The following is a 16,121-nucleotide window of genomic DNA, read 5'->3' as shown; positions in this document are numbered from 1 at the left end:
TCTCGCCCCTCAGTTCACGGCGACGCCGGCACGTACAACTTGGTGCCCGTCCGGATGAGCGAATCGGGCAACCCGTTGAGCCGCCGGATCTCCGCCACGATCGCCATCGGGTCCTCGCCCTCCCCGGCCATGGCATCGGCGATCGTCCAGATCGTGTCGCCACGCTGCACCTCGATCCACGGCGCGCCGACCTGGGCCGGGGTCGCGGGCTCGGCCTCCGCCATGCTCGCCGCCCGCGTCCCCAGCCAGAACCCGGCCAGCGACAGCAGCGCCACCCCCATCACCAGCACCGCCCTCCCCCGCCGCGTCAACCGCACCGGCACCCTCTGCCCTTGCCGAACCGCCATGCCTCCCGGCCGCGCCGCCTTGCCTCGCCGGCGCGCCGGCGCCTCGCTTCCCCGCCGCGCCGAAGCTTTGCCCCCTCGCCTCACCTGCACCCTCCGCCCTCGCCGCCCCGGAGCCGTGTCCCCTTGCCGCCCCGGCACGCCCTTCTCCCCGGAGCGCCACGCCGCCCCCTCCGCCCAGCGTCGCGCGGCGCCCTTGCCCGAGCTCTGCACGAGCACCATGCCCGGCCGCCCCGGGGACGCCGCGCCCTCCGACTTCACGAGGCGCACCGGTGCACCGCCGCGCCGCCGCGCCGCCCGTACGCCTCCTCGAACCCGCCGCCCCTCTCGGCCCGTACGGTCCGTCCCCTCGGCCCCCACCTCGGCCCGGGGCGGCGGCACCAACCACAGCCGAGGCCGCTCCCCAGCACCCCCGCCCGCACGCCCACCCGCGCCAGGCTCACCCGCGCCGGCCGGTCCGCCCGTGCCCTGTCTCGCCACACCAGGCCCATTCGCGCCACGACCCGCCACGTCTGGCCCGCCCGCGCCCCGTCCCGCCGCGCCGGGGTCGCCTACGCCACGCCCCCGCGCTTGCCCACGCTCCCCCATGCCACGACTCCCTGCCGATCCGCGCTCCCCAGCGCCACCACCCGCGGAGCCGGTCACGCCACGGCTCCCCGAACCTCCCGCCGAACGGCCGGCGCGCCGAATGCCCTCCCCGTCCCCGTATGACCGCCCAGCGCCTCCCCCGCGAGTTCTCGAACGCCCGCTCACCTTCCCCCTCGCCCGTCCCCCGGCCTCCCCGCCCCCTGCCTCCGCGTCGCCGCCCCTGGATTCCCCGTGCGCCCGGGCGGGGCGTCTGTCCTGGGTGGCGTCGGCGATGAGGGTGAGATGATTGACGTCGTCGCTGGTCGCGTCTGTGATTGTGGTCGTTCGCACGATTGACCTCCCGCCGTCGCGGCCCGCGAAACGGGCCACATAAAGATCGGCATATCGAACACGATGTCGATCGAACTCCCGTACGATGTTGTACACCACGCCGCGACCGATTTCGAGGAAGACTCGAACAATTGTTTGAAGATGATCTTCAAGAGCGATACGGTCGCTGTGTGCGACATCAAGACCACGGACCGGGAGGGGCGCCGGTAAGGCGGCCCGCCGGGCGAGGAGGCAGAGCATGAGCGAGCGGGACGAGGCAAACGGGGTCACCGACCTCGCGGTGCGCCGACGTGACTCCCTGGGGCTGACCCCGAGGCAGCGCAAGATCCTTGAGGTGATCCGCGACTCGGTGCAGCAGCGCGGCTATCCGCCGTCCATGCGCGAGATCGGCGAAGCCGTGCAGTTGACGAGCACGTCCAGCGTGTCGCACCAGTTGACCGCCCTGCAGCGCAAGGGCTATCTGCGGCGTGACCCACACCGCCCGCGCGCGCTTGAGGTCCGCCTGCCGGGCGAGCCGGTGCTCTGGGTCGACCCCGACGCCTCCAACGACGAGTCGCCCGTCAGCCGGCCCACCGCCGCCTACGTCCCGCTCGTGGGCCGCATCGCCGCCGGTGGCCCAATCCTCGCCGAGGAGAGCGTCGAGGACGTCTTCGCGCTGCCCAAGCAGCTTGTCGGCGAGGGCACGCTGTTCCTCCTCCAGGTCGCCGGTGACTCGATGATCGACGCCGCCATCGCCGACGGCGACTGGGTCGTGGTCCGCCAGCAGCCGGTCGCCGAGAGCGGCGACATCGTGGCCGCCATGATCGAGGGCGAGGCCACGGTCAAGACGTTCAAGCGCAAGGACGGCCACGTCTGGCTGGTGCCGCACAACCCCAACTACGAGCCCATCCCGGGCGACGAGGCCAGCGTCCTGGGCAAGGTCGTAGCGGTCCTGCGCCGCCTCTGACCTTCGACGCCGGCCCGGGCCTACCCTCTTGCCCGAGCCGGTCGCCACGAGCCCCCTCCCGGCGTGCCCGCGGATGCCCCCTCCTGCATCCGCGGCACGCACGCTTTCCGCTGCCTCTGTACGCCCCGGCTCACCCCTGGCCCCCACCTACCGACGACGGAGCCAGCCCGGCCCCAGGTGCGGCCCAGGCCCGCCCCTGCCCTTCGCCCGCGGCCCCCGTCCCAGTCGCCGCCCCATCCCTCGGTCCCGGCCTCAGGCGCCGCCCACGCCAGACGCGGCCCCGGCCCAAGGCGCGGGCCCCGGCCCAAGGCGCGGCCCCGGCCTCAGTCGCCGCCCCGGGGTCCCCGCCGCAGGCCCAGCCCCAGCCCCAGCCGCCGCCGCAGGCCCAGTCCGGCCGCCGCACGTGCCACTGCCGCACGCACCCCATGCCGCACGCTGCCGCCGCCGCACGGTGCCCCTGCCGACCCTCATGCCCTCCCCCTCACGCGCTCTCTCCTCGTGCCCTCTCTCCTCCGATTCCCCGGCCTGTGCTCCAGCCTGAAGTCCGGCGGGAGATGAGCGTGGTCCTCGTACTAGGGGGCACCTCGCGGCTGCCTGTGCCCATCCCTGTGCGGCTTCTCTCGTTCGGACCGGCGGGCGTGTGCTCGGGGGTGGTGCATCTAGGTGCACCCTGGTCCGGTAGGCAGGGCGATTCCGCGTCCCACAGGGGCTTCGTAGCGTCGGTTGCATGGACAAGAGCAAGGTGGGCGGGTTCGCTCTGTGGGTGCTGCAGGTGGTCGCGGCGGGCTGGTTCGTGATGGGGGCGTTGGCGAAGTTCGCCGGGGCGGAGCCTGCGGCGTCGACGTTCGAGGCGATCGGCTGGGGGGACTGGTTCCGGCAGCTGGTCGGGGTGCTGGAGGTGGCGGGGGCCGTGGCGCTGCTGGTGCCGGCGCTGGCGGGGCTCGCGGGGCTGGCGTTCGTGGGGCTGATGGCGGGGGCCGTCGTGACGGAGGCGTTCGTGTCCGGGGGCAGTGTGGTGCTGCCGTTGGCGCTCCTCGTGGTGAGCGGTGTGATCGCGTGGGGGCGGCGGCGGAGTACGGCGCGGCTGCTGCGCCGTAGAGGCCGCTGGGCACGGTCAAGGCCGCTGGGGGTGCTTTCAAGGCTGCTGGGCGCGGTGAAGACTGCTGGGGGTGGTGAAGGACGCTGGGTGAAGTAGCCCCTGGTCCGCCGCTGGGCGAGGTGGAGGCCTCTGGGCGAGGGGAAGGCCGAGGCGGCCGCCCTTGGCGACGTGAGGCGCGAGAAGGCCGGTCGGCCTGAGGGGACGGACCGGCTCAGTGGACGGACCGGCTCAGTGGACGGACCGGCTCGATGGACGGACCGGCTCAGTGGACGGACCGGCTCAGTGGACGGACCGGCTCGGCGGACGGACCAGCCCGGCGGACGAATCCGGATGTTTCTACACTGATCGGGTGAGCGACGCATTCGTGGGCAAGGACTTCAAGGCATCCAATGACGGACTGAAGTGGGCGAAGGCCGCCCCGGGGGTGATTCCCGCCTGGGTGGCCGACATGGACTTCCGCACGGCCCCGGCGGTGCGTGAGGCGCTGCGGCGGCGGGCGGACGGGGACCTGGGCTACCCGGTGTGGCTGGACAGCCCGCAGTGCGAGCCGCTGGCGGAGGCGTTCGCGGAGCGGATGGCCGCGCGGTTCGGCTGGGCGGCGGACGCGGGGTCGGTGCGCACGTACTCCGACCTGAACCAGGCCCTGCAGGTGCTCCTGCACGTCTGCACCGAGCGGGGTGACGCGGTGGCGCTGCACACTCCGGCCTATCACCCGTTCCTGGGCACGCTGGAGTCGATGGGCCGGCCGCTGCGGCCGGTGCCGATGGTGGCGGACGGGGATTCGTGGCGGTTCGAGGTGCCGGATCTGGCGGGATGCCGGGTGCTGCTGCTGGTCAATCCGCACAATCCGACCGGCAGGGTGTTCACCCGGGCGGAGCTGGAGGAGCTGGCGGAGCACGCGGAGCGGCACGACCTGCTGGTGATCTCGGACGAGATCCACGCCGACCTGGTGTACGAGCCGCACCGGCACATCCCGTTCGCGACGATCCTGCCGAACCGTACGGTGACGCTGACGTCGGCCACGAAGGCGTTCAACCTGGGCGGGATCCGCTGCTCGGTGGCGCACGTGGGCGCGCCGGCGGCGCGTAAGGCGCTGGACGCGCAGCCGGAGTTCGTGTTCGGGTCGCCGAGCGTGTTCGGCGTGGAGGCGACGGTCGCGGCGTGGCGGCACGGCGACGCGTGGCTGGAGGAGACGCGGGCGCTGCTGGACCACAACCGGCACCTGATCGCGTCCGGCCTGCCGGAGGGCGTCACGTACCGGGTGCCGGAGGCCACCTATCTGGCGTGGCTGGGTTACGGCCGGCCGGGGATGGCGGAGGTGCTGGAGCGGGAGGCCCGGGTGCTGCTGAGTGACGGGGCGGCGTTCGGGCCGGGCGGGGAGACGTTCGTCCGGCTGAACTTCGCGACCGGCCGGCCCGTTCTGGAGGAGATCCTGCGTAGGATCGGCTCGGTGACGGTATGATCGTCATTCCTCACTCCGCGTAACCCCCAGCCGAGGATGAATGACGACAGAGCCACGCGACGACGACGACCCCGCGGTCAAAGCCGCGCGCGAGGGGCGCAACGGGCAGATCCTGGCCGCGGTGATCACCGCGTTGGCGGGCGTGGTCGTGGCCTACATGACCTACCTGGCCGGTAAGGACGAGGGGGCCAGCCAGGCGGCGCAGGTGACGCCGTCGCCGGCGGCCACGGTGACGATCACCGCGACGGCGACCATCACGGAGCCGGCGGGCACGTCGCCGGAGCCGGGCCGGTCGGCGCTCACGGAGGGCGCCCTCCTCTTGTCGAGCCTGACCCCGACCGAGTCCGCGCCGATCAAGGGCACGCAGCGGATCGGCGGGCACACCTACCGGCACAGCCTCGGCTTCGCGACCGACTGCGGGACGAACATGGCGACGACGGTCTTCCCGCTCGGCAAGGGCTACCAGCGGTTCGAGGCCACGGTGGGGCTCGCCGAGGCCGAGGACAGTGAGCAGGCGGTGACGTTCACGGTCTTCGCCGACCGGGACGAGGACGGCCAGCCCGACTCCGACGAGGAGGTCGGCTCGGTCGCCGCCCAGCTCAAGCGGCCGGCGACGATGGACGTGACCCTCGACGGGGCGAGCGTCGTGATCCTGCGGACGGAGGCCGAGACCTGCTTCACCTCGACCGCCGTGTGGGGCGACCCTCGGGTGTCGTGAGGGCCGCCGGGCAGGACGCCCCCGCGTTGTCGGGAGGGGCGCCCCGCATGCCTCGGGTCAGGGCAGAGGCGGCAGGTCCGGGGCGGTGGCCGCCGGGGTCTCCTCCAGCGCGGCGAGCGCGAGCTCGACGGCCTTCTCCAGTTGCGGGTCGCGCCCGGCGACGCGGTCCTGCGGGGTGATGACGACCTCGACGTCGGGGTCGACGCCGTGGTTCTCCACCCCCCACCCGGGCCCTTCGAGCCAGAACGAGTAGCGCGGCTGCGTGACGGCGGTGCCGTCGACCAGCGAGTAGCGGGAGTCGATGCCGATCACGCCGCCCCAGGTGCGGACGCCGACGAGCGGGCCGATGGCGCGGTTCTTGATCCCGGCGCTGACGATGTCGCCGTCGGATCCGGCGTACTCGTCGGTGACGGCGACGACGGGGCCGCGCGGCGAGTCCTCGGGGTAGCGCATCGGCTGGTTGCCGCGCACCTGGATCCAGCCGGTGACCCGGCGTGACAGCTTCTCCAGCACGAGCTCGGAGACGTGCCCGCCGCCGTTCTCGCGCACGTCCACGACCAAACCCTCGCGGGCCATCTCCGTACGCAGGTCGCGGTGGAACTGCGCCCACCCGGCGGCGACCATGTCGGGCACGTGCAGGTAGCCGAGCCGGCCGCCGGACGCCTCGCGGACGTAGGCGCGCCGGTTCTCCACCCAGTCGTGGTAGCGCAGCCGGAGCTCGTCGGCGATGGGCGTCACCACGACCTTGCGCGGCTCGCCGCCGGTGCCGGCCCGTACGGTGAGCTCGACGGGGTGGCCCGCCGTGCCCGCGAGCAGGGGCAGCGGGCCGCGCGCCGGGTCGACGGGCCGGCCGTTGACGGCGACGATCGCGTCACCGGCGCGGACGGCGACGCCGGGCGCGAGCAGCGGCGAGCGGGCGTCGTGGTCGGAGGTCTCGCCCGGCAGGATGCGGGCGACACGCCAGGTGCCGTCGTCGTCGCGGGACAGGTCGGCGCCGAGCAGGCCCTGGCGGCGGCGCGGGTCGACGGGGGCGCCGTTGGCGATGGCGTAGGCGTGGGAGGTGCCGAGCTCGCCCTGCACCTCCCACAGCAGGTCGACCAGCTCGGAGTGGGAGCCGATCCGCTCGACCAGCGGCTCGTAGCGGTCGAGCACGGCCTGCCAGTCGACGCCGTTCATGTCGGCGCGCCAGAAGTGGTCGCGCATGAGCCGCCCGGCCTCGCGGTAGCCCTGCCGCCATTCGGCGACGGGGTCGAGCTGGACGGAGATCCGGTCGAGGTCGATGGTGACGACGTCGTCGCCGTCTCCGGCCGGGCGGGTCTGGAGGCCGTTCTTGCCGTTGAGGACGAGGCGGGTACCGTCGCCGCTCACCTCGAAGGCGCGGATCTCCTTGCCGAGCTCGGACTTGGCGCGCTTGGCCAGGTCGTAGCGCTCCAGGACGACCTCGCCGGTCTGCTCGGTGCCGTCGCCGAGCTGGCCGGACAGCGGGTGGCGCAGCCAGAGCAGCGCGTCCTTGGCGGTGCGCAGGTTGCTGTAGCGGGCGGCGGGCACCGGGACGGGCACGACGCGGGAGGCGAGCCCTTCGGGGTCGACCTCGGTGCGCGGCGGTGTGTCGTCCTTGTCCTTCTTCTTCTCCTCCGGCGTGGGGTGGTCGTCCTCGCCGTTGAAGCCGCGCCCCTGGAGGCTCGGGTCGAACGGGGAGGGCGTGCCAGCGCGCAGCGGCACCAGGTACGGCCGGCAGCCGGCGGGGAACGACAGGTCGAAGACGTGCGCGTCGTAGACCGGGTCGAAGGTGCGTACCGACAGGAACGCCAGGTGCTTGCCGTCCTTGGTGAAGACGGGGTCGTAGTCGGCGAAGCGGAGCGGCGTGACCTCGATGACGGAGGTGCCGTCGAGGCGGCCCATCTTGATCTGCGAGAGCGGGTTGTGGTGCGGGTGCACCCAGGCGAGCCAGGCGGAGTCGGGCGAGAACGTCAGCCCGCTGATGTCGCCGTAGCCGGTGCGGTCGAGCTCGCGCAGGTCGCCGGTCTCCAGGTCGGCGACGAGGAGCCGGCCGTCGTGGGTGGCGACGGCGGCGTGCTTGCCGTCGGGGGCGGCCTCCAGTTCGAGGACGCGGCCGAGCTCGCCGGCGGCCAGGGTGCGGATCTCGCCGCCGGGCGTGCCGATCTCGAGGCCGTCCTCGCCGGTGGCGTCGGACACCCAGATCGCGCGGCCGTCGGAGCCGAGGGCGCGCGGCAGGCGGACGCGGACGCCGGGCTCGACGCGCAGCGCGCCGGCGGGGCCGTCGCGGTGGGTGAGCCAGTGGGCGGTGCCGCGGATCTCGACGGCGCTCGCACGCCCGGACGTGTCGGGTGAGAAGCCGCCGACGCGGGCGGGGGCGGGCCGCCGGGCGCGGGCCGGCCGGGGGCCGCCGAGGCGGATGTCGAGCGGGTACGGCTCGGCGTCCAGGCTTTCCAGCAGCCAGAGGTCTCCGGCGTGGGAGTAGACGACGCGCTCGCCGTCGGTGGCGGCGTGGCGGGCGTAGAACGCGTCGTGTGAGCTGTGGCGGCGCAGGTCGGAGCCGTCGGGCAGGGCGGAGTAGAGGTTGCCGGTGCCGTCGGTGTCGGCGAGGAAGGCGATGCGGTCGCCGATCCACATGGCGGCCCAGTGCTGGGCGGCGCTGTCGGCGAACAGCCGGGTGAACTCGCCGGTGCCGTCGGCGTCGATCCAGATCTTGCCCGCGGTGCCGCCCCGGTAGCGCTTCCAGGCGGACGGCTCGCGCCACATCGGCGACACGGTGACCACGCGATCGCCGCTGGTGGACAGGTCGCTCACCCAGCCGTACGGCAGGCGGGTGGCGGGGCCGCCGTCGAGCGGGATCTCGTACGCCCACGTCCTGTTGCGCCCGCCCTGGCCGGTGGCGCTGATCGCGCGGGGCCTGCCGTCGTCGCTCCAGCCGCGCGCCTGCGTGGAGGCGGAGCCCCAGTGGGTGAGCCGCTCGCCCTCGCCGCCGTCGAGCTCGGCCGCGAACACCTCGGGGGCGCCTTCGCGGGTGCTGGTCCAGGCGATGCGGCTGCCGTCGGGGGAGAAACGCGGGGCCGAGACGGGGGTCCGGTCGGCGGTGAACCGCCAGGCCCGGCCGCCGGTCACGGGGGCGAGCCAGACATCGTCGTCGGCGACGAAGGTGACGAGGTCACCGTTTAGGTGCGGGAATCTCAGGTAAGCGCCAGTTGTCACAGCTGAACACTAATGCGCAGCCCATCGAACCGTAGAGGATAATTTCCGCGCTCAGCGGACAGCCGCGCACGTCAGGGGCAGGAGCACGGCATGAGACTCTGCGCACGCGCTCACCAGATGCCGCCCAGGATCGCCGCCGGGGCGATCATCCTGAACTCCGGCCTGTCCAAGGCGCACGCCGACGAACAGACCGCCGCCGGGGTGCACGGGATGGCGACCGTCCCGTATCCGTTCCTGGGCAAGCTGGAGCCGCAGCGGTTCGTCAAGCTGCTGTCGAAGGCCGAGATCGCGCTCGGCGCCGCCCTGCTGCTGCCCGTGGTGCCGTCGCTGCTGGCCGGGGTGGCGCTGACCGGGTTCGCGGGCGGGCTGATCGGGCTCTACCTGAAGACGCCGGGCCTGCGCCAGGAGGGCAGCCTGCGCCCGTCGCAGGAGGGCATCGGCATCGTCAAGGACATCTGGCTGCTGGGCATCGGGCTCGGCCTGGTGGTGGAGGAGCTGGCGGACCATCATTGATCTCCACCGGCCGGTAACTAGCCTGTACGAAGCCGGGTAGTCCGGACATCATGGCAGAATTCGGCTACACCCTGATGTGCGAGCAGACGCCCGCCCGGCAGCTCGTCGACTTCGCCGCCCGGGCCGAGCAGGCGGGCTTCGACTACGCGGTCATCTCCGACCACTACTTCCCGTGGGTCGAGGAGATGGGCCATTCACCGTACGCCTGGTCGGTGCTCGGCGCCGCGGCCCAGGCCACCGCCCGGCTGCCGCTCATGACGTACGTGACCTGCCCGATCATGCGTTACCACCCGGCGGTGGTGGCGCAGAAGGCGGCCACGATGGGCGTGCTGAGCGGCGGCCGGTTCACGCTCGGCCTCGGCGCGGGCGAGAACCTCAACGAGCACGTCATCGGCGAGGGCTGGCCGTCCGCCGACGTGCGCCACCGCATGCTGCGTGAGGCCGTGCAGATCATCCGCGAGCTGTTCGGCGGCGGCTACGTCACCTACCAGGGCGAGTTCTACGACGTCGACTCGGCCAAGCTGTACGACCTGCCCGAGGAGCCGGTGCCGATCGCGATCGCCGCCTCGGGCTCCAGCTCGGCGCGGCTCGCCGCCGAGTACGGGGACATCCTGGTCATCAACGACCCGATGCCCGAGGTGGTCAGCGCGTTCGCCGACGCCGGAGGCTCGGGCAAGCCGGTGTACGGGCAGCTCGCGCTCTCCTACGACACCGACGCCGAGGCGGCCAAGGAACGCGCGCACCGGCTGTGGCGCTGGTCGGGCGTCGGCGGCTGGAAGGTCATGGCCGAGCTGCCCGGCCCGGTCAACTTCGCGGCCGCCGCCTCGACCGTACGCCCCGACGACGTCGCGCAGAGCGTGCCGTGCGGCAACGACGTGGACGCGGTCGTGGAGGCGGTGCGCGCCTATCTCGACGGCGGCTACACCCACGTCGCGCTCGTGCAGATCGGCGCCGACCAGCAGGAGCCCTTCTTCGCCTGGGCGGAGAAGGACCTCCTGCCGGCCCTGCGCCGACTGTGAGCGTCAGGGGACGATGTTGACCAGCTTGGGCGCCCGGACGATCACCTTGCGCGGGGTGCCCTGGAGGTAGCCCTGGACCTTCTCGGAGGCCAGGGCCAGCTCGCGCAGCTCGTCCTCGGAGATGCCGGGCGGGACCTCCAGCCGCTCGCGCACCTTGCCCGCGACCTGCACGACGCAGGTGACCGACTCCTGGACGAGCAGCGCCGGGTCGGCGACCGGCCAGCCTGCCTTGGCGACGGTGCCGCCGGTGTGGCCCAGCCGCTCCCAGCCCTCCTCGGCGGTGTAGGGGGCGACCAGCGACAGCATGACGGCCAGCGCCTCGGCGGCCTCGCGCACCGCCGGGTCGGCGGCGCCGGGGCCGGAGTCGATCGCCCGGCGGGCGGCCGTGGTCAGCTCCATCATGCGCGCCACCGCGACGTTGAAGCGGTAGGACTCGACCAGCTTGGTGACCTCGTCGATGGTCCGGTGAGTGATCTTGCGCAGCTCCAGGTCGCCGCCCTCGAAGGAGACGCCCGGCTCGCTGGCCGTCTCGTCCATCACCCGGAAGGCGCGGGCCAGGAACTTCTGCGACGCCGCCGGCGACACGTCGGCCCAGTCGATGTCGTCCTCCGGCGGGCCGGCGAACACCATCGTCAGGCGGACCGCGTCGACGCCGTAGTCGTCGATCTGCTGGCCCAGGTCGACGCCGTTGCCCAGGGACTTCGACATCGCCTTGCCGCCGTTGATCACCTGGCCCTGGTTGAGCAGCCGCAGGAACGGCTCGGTGAAGCTCACCATGCCCATGTCGTGCAGGACCTTGGTGAAGAAGCGCGAGTAGAGCAGGTGCAGCACCGCGTGCTCGACACCGCCCACGTACTGGTCGATGGGGCCCCACTTGCGGACCTGCTCGACGTCGAACGGGCCCTCGGTGTAGCCGGGCGAGCAGTAGCGCAGGAAGTACCAGGACGAGTCGACGAAGGTGTCCATGGTGTCGGTGTCGCGCTTGGCCGGGCCGCCGCACTTGGGGCACTCGACGTTGACCCAGTCGGTGGCGCTGGCCAGCGGGGAGACGCCCTTGGGCGACAGCGCCTCGCCGCGCAGGTCGGGCAGCGTGACCGGCAGCTGGTCGTCGGGAACGGGCACCTCGCCGCAGTCGCCGCAGTGGATGATCGGGATCGGCGTGCCCCAGAACCGCTGCCGCGACAGCAGCCAGTCGCGCAGCCGGAAGTTGACCGCGCCTGCGCCCTTGCCGTCGACCTCCAGAATCTCGATGATCTTGGCGATGGCCTCGGCCTTGGTCAGGCCGTCGAGCGGGCCGGAGTTGACCAGCCGGCCCTCGCCGGGCGTGGCCTCGCCGGTCTCGCCGGGGTCGGCCAGCCCGGTGTGCACGACGACCTTGACCGGCAGCCCGAACTTGCGGGCGAAGTCGAGGTCGCGCTGGTCGTGGGCGGGCACGGCCATGATGGCGCCGTGGCCGTAGTCGGACAGCACGTAGTCGGCGGCCCAGACGGGGATGCGCTCGCCGTTGACCGGGTTGATCGCGTGGCGGCCCAGGAAGACGCCGGTCTTCTCCTTGTCGGTGGACAGCCGCTCGATGTCGCTCAGCTTGGCGACCTCGGCGCGGTAGGCCTCGAACGCGGGGCGCTGCTCGTCGGTGACGATCTCGTCGGCCAGCGCGGCGTCGACCGCGACCACGAAGAACGTGGCGCCGAACAGCGTGTCGGGGCGCGTGGTGTAGACGTGCACGGGCTCGTCGCGGCCCTCGATCTGGAACAGCACGTCGGCGCCCTCGGAGCGGCCGATCCAGTTGCGCTGCATGGTCATGACGCGCTCGGGCCAGCCGCCTTCGAGCTGGTCCATGTCGTCCAGCAGGCGCTGCGCGTAGTCAGTGATCTTGAAGTACCACTGCGTCAGCTCGCGCCTGACGACGTCCGCGCCGCACCGCTCGCACTTGCCGGCCACGACCTGCTCGTTGGCCAGCACGGTCTGGTCGTTGGGGCACCAGTTGACCAGGCCGCCCTTGCGGTAGGCCAGGCCGCGCTCGAAGAAGCGGTTGAACAGCCACTGGTTCCAGTGGAAGTAGTCGGCGTCGCTGGTGTGCAGGCGGCGCGACCAGTCGAAGGAGATGCCGTAGCGCTTGAACGAGTTGGCCTGCGTCTCGATGTTGGCGTAGGTCCACTCCGCGGGGTGGGCGTTGCGCTTGATCGCGGCGTTCTCGGCGGGCAGGCCGAAGGAGTCCCAGCCGATGGGGTGCAGGACGTTGTAGCCGCGCTGGAACCAGTAGCGCGCGACCACGTCGGCGATCGCGAACACCTCGCCGTGGCCCATGTGAAGGTCGCCGGAGGGGTAGGGGAACATGTCGAGCATGTAGCGCCGCTCGCGCGGGTCGGCGGCGTCCTCGCTCGCCCGGAACGGGTCCAGCTCCTCCCATCGCTGCTGCCATTTGGCCTGCAGCGCCTGCGGGTCGTACTCACTCACGGCGGTTGTCCTTCTGATTGACTCGGACCCATAGAAAAACCCCTCGTATGCAGGACGAGGGGCAGCCGCGACGGCGAGATCTTCAGGGCCGTCGCGGCCCGCTAAGAAGCAGGGTCGCGGAACGCATAGGTCAAGCCTAGCGCACCTCTTCAACCGAATGCAGGCGCTCAAGCGGCGCGGGCGGGCACAATGGAGCCTTCAGGCCGGTGAGACCTGATGGTGATAGATCCGTTGTGACCTCATATGTCCCATTAGAATACTCTCGTCGCCGTGGTGCATTCAGCTGAGCCGGAACGACCGGAGGCCGACCTGCCCCAGCAGGATCCGCCGACCGATCCGCACGGCTTCGCCCGTTTCCCTGCGGAGCCGGCTGGGTCTCCTGGAAAATCCCATGAGATCATGCACAGCACGTCGAATCCGGACATAACCACAGGAGGGCCGGCAGCAATGGCAACGGAGCATTCCGGAGCACCTCACCTGCCACCGTCCTGGCCCGAGGCCCCGCGCGAGGATGTCCCGACCTCCTGGCCCGAAACGCCTCCGGCGGCCCAGCAGCCGCCCACCGCCTGGCCCGAGGCTCCCCCCGCCGCCGCCTGGCCCGAGCCGCCCGGCCGGTCGTCGCAGCCCGAGCAGTTCTCCTGGGCCGACGCCACCCGGCCCGAGGCCCAGCCCGCCCGGCGCGACGCCGAGCCGGTGCCGACGTCCTGGCCCACCACCGGACAGCCCTCCTCCGGGCAGCACACCGCTGGGCAGCACACCGCTGGGCAGCCCGCGGACCCGGCGCCCGCGTGGTCGGAGCCGCCCGCCGCGCAGCCCGGCGCCTGGGCGAACCTCAGCTCCCCGGCCCCCTGGCCACCGCAGGACTCCGCCGCGCCCCGCCACCACTCCCCCTCGCCGCTGGACACCCCGTACAGCGCGCCCCCGCCCGACCAGCCGGTGGTGCCGACCTCGCAGGCCGCCGACGAGCGCACGATGACGTACTCCCAGGTCCAGGCGCAGGGCCACGCACAGCCGCCGGGGCACGGGCAGCCGCACGCCGCGCCCGTCGCCGAGCCGCAGCAGCAGCAGCAGCCGATCCAGCCCCTCGACCAGGCGCACGACCCGCACCAGCAGCCGGGCGAGCACCAGGCGCAGCACGGCAGGCCGGGCGCGAACCTGAGCCGCGACCCGTCCGACCCGGACCGCCCGTTCGTCACGGCCGGCCAGATCAGCGGCTCGCGCACCCCTCCCCCCGAGCGCCAGCAGCAGCTCTGGGACACCGTCTTCGGCGATGACTACAACGAGATGGGCGAGCCCGAGACCCTGGAGGAGGGCAAGCCCATCTGGATCTACGCGCTGGCCGGCTCGGTCGCGATCGCGCTGGTCGCGGGCCTGCTCTGGGCGTTCCTCGCCGGTCCGCTCGCCGGGGCGAAGGAGACGCCGCCCGTCGCGCAGGAGACCACGAAGACGCCGCCGCCCGGACCGCAGAAGACCACCTCGACGATCCCCCGCCTGCCGAAGTTCCCGGGCAAGGCGTCGGGCGTGACGGGCACGCTGCCCGACGCCGCCGCCGGCATCTCCGTCCCGCGCCTCGGCGGCACCTGGCGGCTGGACGAGCGGCCCACGGTGAAGGGCACGTACGGCTTCGAGACCCGCCAGTACGCGATGGTCGGCACCAACCTGGCCGCGCAGGTGCTCACCGGGCCGCTCCCGGAGCGGCTGGCCTCGTCCTACGCCAAGCCGGGCGAGCTGGAGCCGGCGATCAAGGCGGTCGTGGTCGACGCGCGCAAGCGCCTGTTCGAGATGCCCAACCGGGTCAAGAAGATCGCCCAGCAGGAGCTGACCGTGGGCGACGCCAAGGGCATGCTCATCGCGTACGCGCTCACGTCCGCGAGCGAGAAGGCCACGATCGTCACGGCCGCGCTCGACACGGGCGCCGAGCTGCCGGCCGTCGTCTACATGTCGGTCCCGGAGGAGGGCGAGAACCTGCGCCCCGACCTCAACACCGTGATCAACCGGCTGAAGGTGACCGCCCAGGGGTAGGCCCGGACGCTAGAAGGCGCACTCCATGTGCTTGATCCCGTTGATGAAGCTGGAGTGCAGCCGGTCCGGCGTGCCGCCCTCGATGCCGGGGACGCGGCGCAGCAGCTCGCGGAACATCACCGTGATCTCGCGGCGGGCCAGGTGGGCGCCCAGGCAGAAGTGCGGGCCCGGGCCGCCGAAGCCGACGTGCGGGTTCGGGTGGCGGGTGATGTCGAACCGCTCCGGGTCCTCGAACACCGCCGGGTCGCGGTTGGCCGCCCAGTAGTAGAGGACGGCCTTCTCGCCCTTGCGGTAGAGGTGGCCGTTCATCGTGTGGTCGCGGGTGACCTTGCGGCGCATGAAGTTGACCGGCGAGGCGAGGCGGACGATCTCCTCGACGGCCGTGGCGGTGCGGGCCTCCGGGTCGCTCAGCCACAGCGCGCGCTGGTCGGGGTTCGTGGTGAGCAGGCGCAGGCCGTGCGAGATCGCGTTGCGGGTGGTCTCGTTGCCGGCCACGACGAGCAGGATGAAGAACGAGCCGAGCTCCTGAAGGGTGAGCTGCTCGCCGTCGATGTTGGCGTTGACCAGGGACGAGGTCAGGTCGTTCGTCGGGTGTTCGGCGCGGTGCGCGGCCAGGTCCTGGACGAGCTGCTGCAGCTCCATGCCTGCGGTGAGCAGCTTCTCGGCGAGCTGGCCGAGGTCGGGGCCGGTGTATTCGGGGTCGAAGCCGCCGAGGATGATGTTCGACCGGTCGAAGACGAACCCGTAGTCGCGCTCCGGGATGCCCATCATGTCGCAGATGATCTTCAGGGGCAGCCGGGCGGCGACCTCGGTGACGAAGTCGCAGCCGGGACCCTTGGCCAGCAGGTCGTCGACGATCTTGACGGCCGCCGACTCCACGTCGGTCTCGAACTGCTTGATCATCTTCGGCGTGAACGCGCGCGAGACGATCCGGCGCAGGCGGGCGTGCCGGGGATCGTCCATGTTGATCATCGACCCGAAGTACTCGGCGAACTCGGCCGGCATGTCCGGGATGTTCGTCGCGCCGCCCTCCCCCGACGAGAACACCTCCGGGGTGCGGCTGGCCTCGAGGATGTCCGCGTGCCGGACCAGGGCGTAGTAGCCGGGGCCCTTCGGGGCGAACGAGATCTCCGGCTCCTCGAAGAAGGCCGGGCTGTCCAGGCGGCGCAGCCGGTCGAACGCCTCCCGGCGCTCGCCCATGGGCCTGGCCCAGAAATCGCGGTCGGACAGGTCGAAGTCAACGACGCTCATGGGGCCATCATTCGAGCCTCGATACCGGTACGTCAATGCTTTCGACGTACACCGTACGTACGTGGCCGGAAAATGTGTGGCGAGCCGGGCCGGACGGTGGCTACGGTGACCGGCATGACGTTCTTCTTCCTCCTCGGCTAGCGATCCGCCGGCGGGTCG

At 72.3% G+C, this 16,121-nt stretch carries 12 protein-coding genes; 7 read left to right on the top strand and 5 right to left on the bottom strand.

Going from position 1 to position 16,121, the window contains the following annotated elements; translation table 11 throughout:
- Positions 1 to 14: 14 nt before the first annotated feature.
- Entirely contained in the window at positions 15 to 311 is a 297-nt protein-coding gene (locus ACBI99_RS08365) for a LysM peptidoglycan-binding domain-containing protein (protein ID WP_246645630.1), read from the bottom strand.
- A gap of 290 nt (positions 312 to 601) precedes the next feature.
- Positions 602 to 844 carry a hypothetical protein gene (locus tag ACBI99_RS08360; RefSeq protein WP_375072020.1) on the bottom strand — a complete coding sequence of 81 codons (243 nt, stop codon included), beginning with the start codon at positions 842 to 844 and terminating at the stop codon, positions 602 to 604.
- Positions 845 to 1,500: 656 nt separating this feature from the next.
- Between ACBI99_RS08360 and lexA the strand changes: the two genes are divergently transcribed.
- The 4 genes from lexA (at position 1,501) to ACBI99_RS08340 (ending at position 5,487) form a co-directional block, all read left to right on the top strand.
- Complete coding sequence (gene lexA / locus ACBI99_RS08355; protein ID WP_357588561.1) at positions 1,501 to 2,208, top strand: transcriptional repressor LexA; 708 nt, start codon at positions 1,501 to 1,503, stop codon at positions 2,206 to 2,208.
- A gap of 727 nt (positions 2,209 to 2,935) precedes the next feature.
- Positions 2,936 to 3,403: a DoxX family protein gene (locus tag ACBI99_RS08350; protein WP_375072019.1), complete on the top strand. Its 468-nt coding sequence runs from the start codon at positions 2,936 to 2,938 to the stop codon at positions 3,401 to 3,403.
- A 253-nt stretch (positions 3,404 to 3,656) separates the two neighbouring features.
- Positions 3,657 to 4,769 (top strand): MalY/PatB family protein, encoded by a 1,113-nt coding sequence (locus ACBI99_RS08345; protein WP_375072018.1) that lies wholly within the window; start codon positions 3,657 to 3,659, stop codon positions 4,767 to 4,769.
- Between the two features lie 40 nt (positions 4,770 to 4,809).
- Entirely contained in the window at positions 4,810 to 5,487 is a 678-nt protein-coding gene (locus ACBI99_RS08340) for an NPCBM/NEW2 domain-containing protein (RefSeq protein WP_219508332.1), read from the top strand.
- A gap of 57 nt (positions 5,488 to 5,544) precedes the next feature.
- On the opposite strand, the gene ACBI99_RS08335 is transcribed toward ACBI99_RS08340, so the two are convergent.
- A complete protein-coding gene (locus tag ACBI99_RS08335; protein ID WP_375072017.1) occupies positions 5,545 to 8,700 on the bottom strand; it encodes a PDZ domain-containing protein in 3,156 nt (1,051 codons plus the stop codon).
- A 90-nt stretch (positions 8,701 to 8,790) separates the two neighbouring features.
- On the opposite strand from ACBI99_RS08335, the gene ACBI99_RS08330 reads away from it, so the two are divergent.
- Both ACBI99_RS08330 and ACBI99_RS08325 read left to right on the top strand, forming a co-directional pair.
- The gene (locus ACBI99_RS08330) at positions 8,791 to 9,213 is read left to right on the top strand and encodes a hypothetical protein (protein ID WP_357588569.1); all 423 of its coding nucleotides are present in this window, start codon (positions 8,791 to 8,793) and stop codon (positions 9,211 to 9,213) included.
- Positions 9,214 to 9,263: 50 nt separating this feature from the next.
- Positions 9,264 to 10,232 (top strand): TIGR03557 family F420-dependent LLM class oxidoreductase, encoded by a 969-nt coding sequence (locus tag ACBI99_RS08325; protein ID WP_357588571.1) that lies wholly within the window; start codon positions 9,264 to 9,266, stop codon positions 10,230 to 10,232.
- Between the two features lie 3 nt (positions 10,233 to 10,235).
- Here the strand turns inward: ACBI99_RS08325 and leuS are convergent, their stop codons facing one another.
- On the bottom strand, positions 10,236 to 12,689 hold the full coding sequence (leuS, locus tag ACBI99_RS08320; RefSeq protein WP_219508328.1) for a leucine--tRNA ligase: 2,454 nt from the start codon (positions 12,687 to 12,689) through the stop codon (positions 10,236 to 10,238).
- Between the two features lie 447 nt (positions 12,690 to 13,136).
- Between leuS and ACBI99_RS08315 the strand changes: the two genes are divergently transcribed.
- Positions 13,137 to 14,711 carry a hypothetical protein gene (locus ACBI99_RS08315; protein ID WP_375072016.1) on the top strand — a complete coding sequence of 525 codons (1,575 nt, stop codon included), beginning with the start codon at positions 13,137 to 13,139 and terminating at the stop codon, positions 14,709 to 14,711.
- A 9-nt stretch (positions 14,712 to 14,720) separates the two neighbouring features.
- Here ACBI99_RS08315 and ACBI99_RS08310 read toward each other — a convergent pair whose 3' ends face one another.
- Complete coding sequence (locus tag ACBI99_RS08310) at positions 14,721 to 15,962, bottom strand: cytochrome P450 (RefSeq protein WP_375072015.1); 1,242 nt, start codon at positions 15,960 to 15,962, stop codon at positions 14,721 to 14,723.
- Positions 15,963 to 16,121 lie beyond the last annotated feature (159 nt).

The sequence above is a fragment of the Nonomuraea sp. ATR24 genome (assembly GCF_041950485.1).
In the GTDB taxonomy this organism is placed as follows: domain Bacteria; phylum Actinomycetota; class Actinomycetes; order Streptosporangiales; family Streptosporangiaceae; genus Nonomuraea; species Nonomuraea ceibae.
The sequence above is the reverse complement of the archived record's forward strand: the minus strand, read 5'-3'. Positions and strand labels throughout refer to the sequence as shown.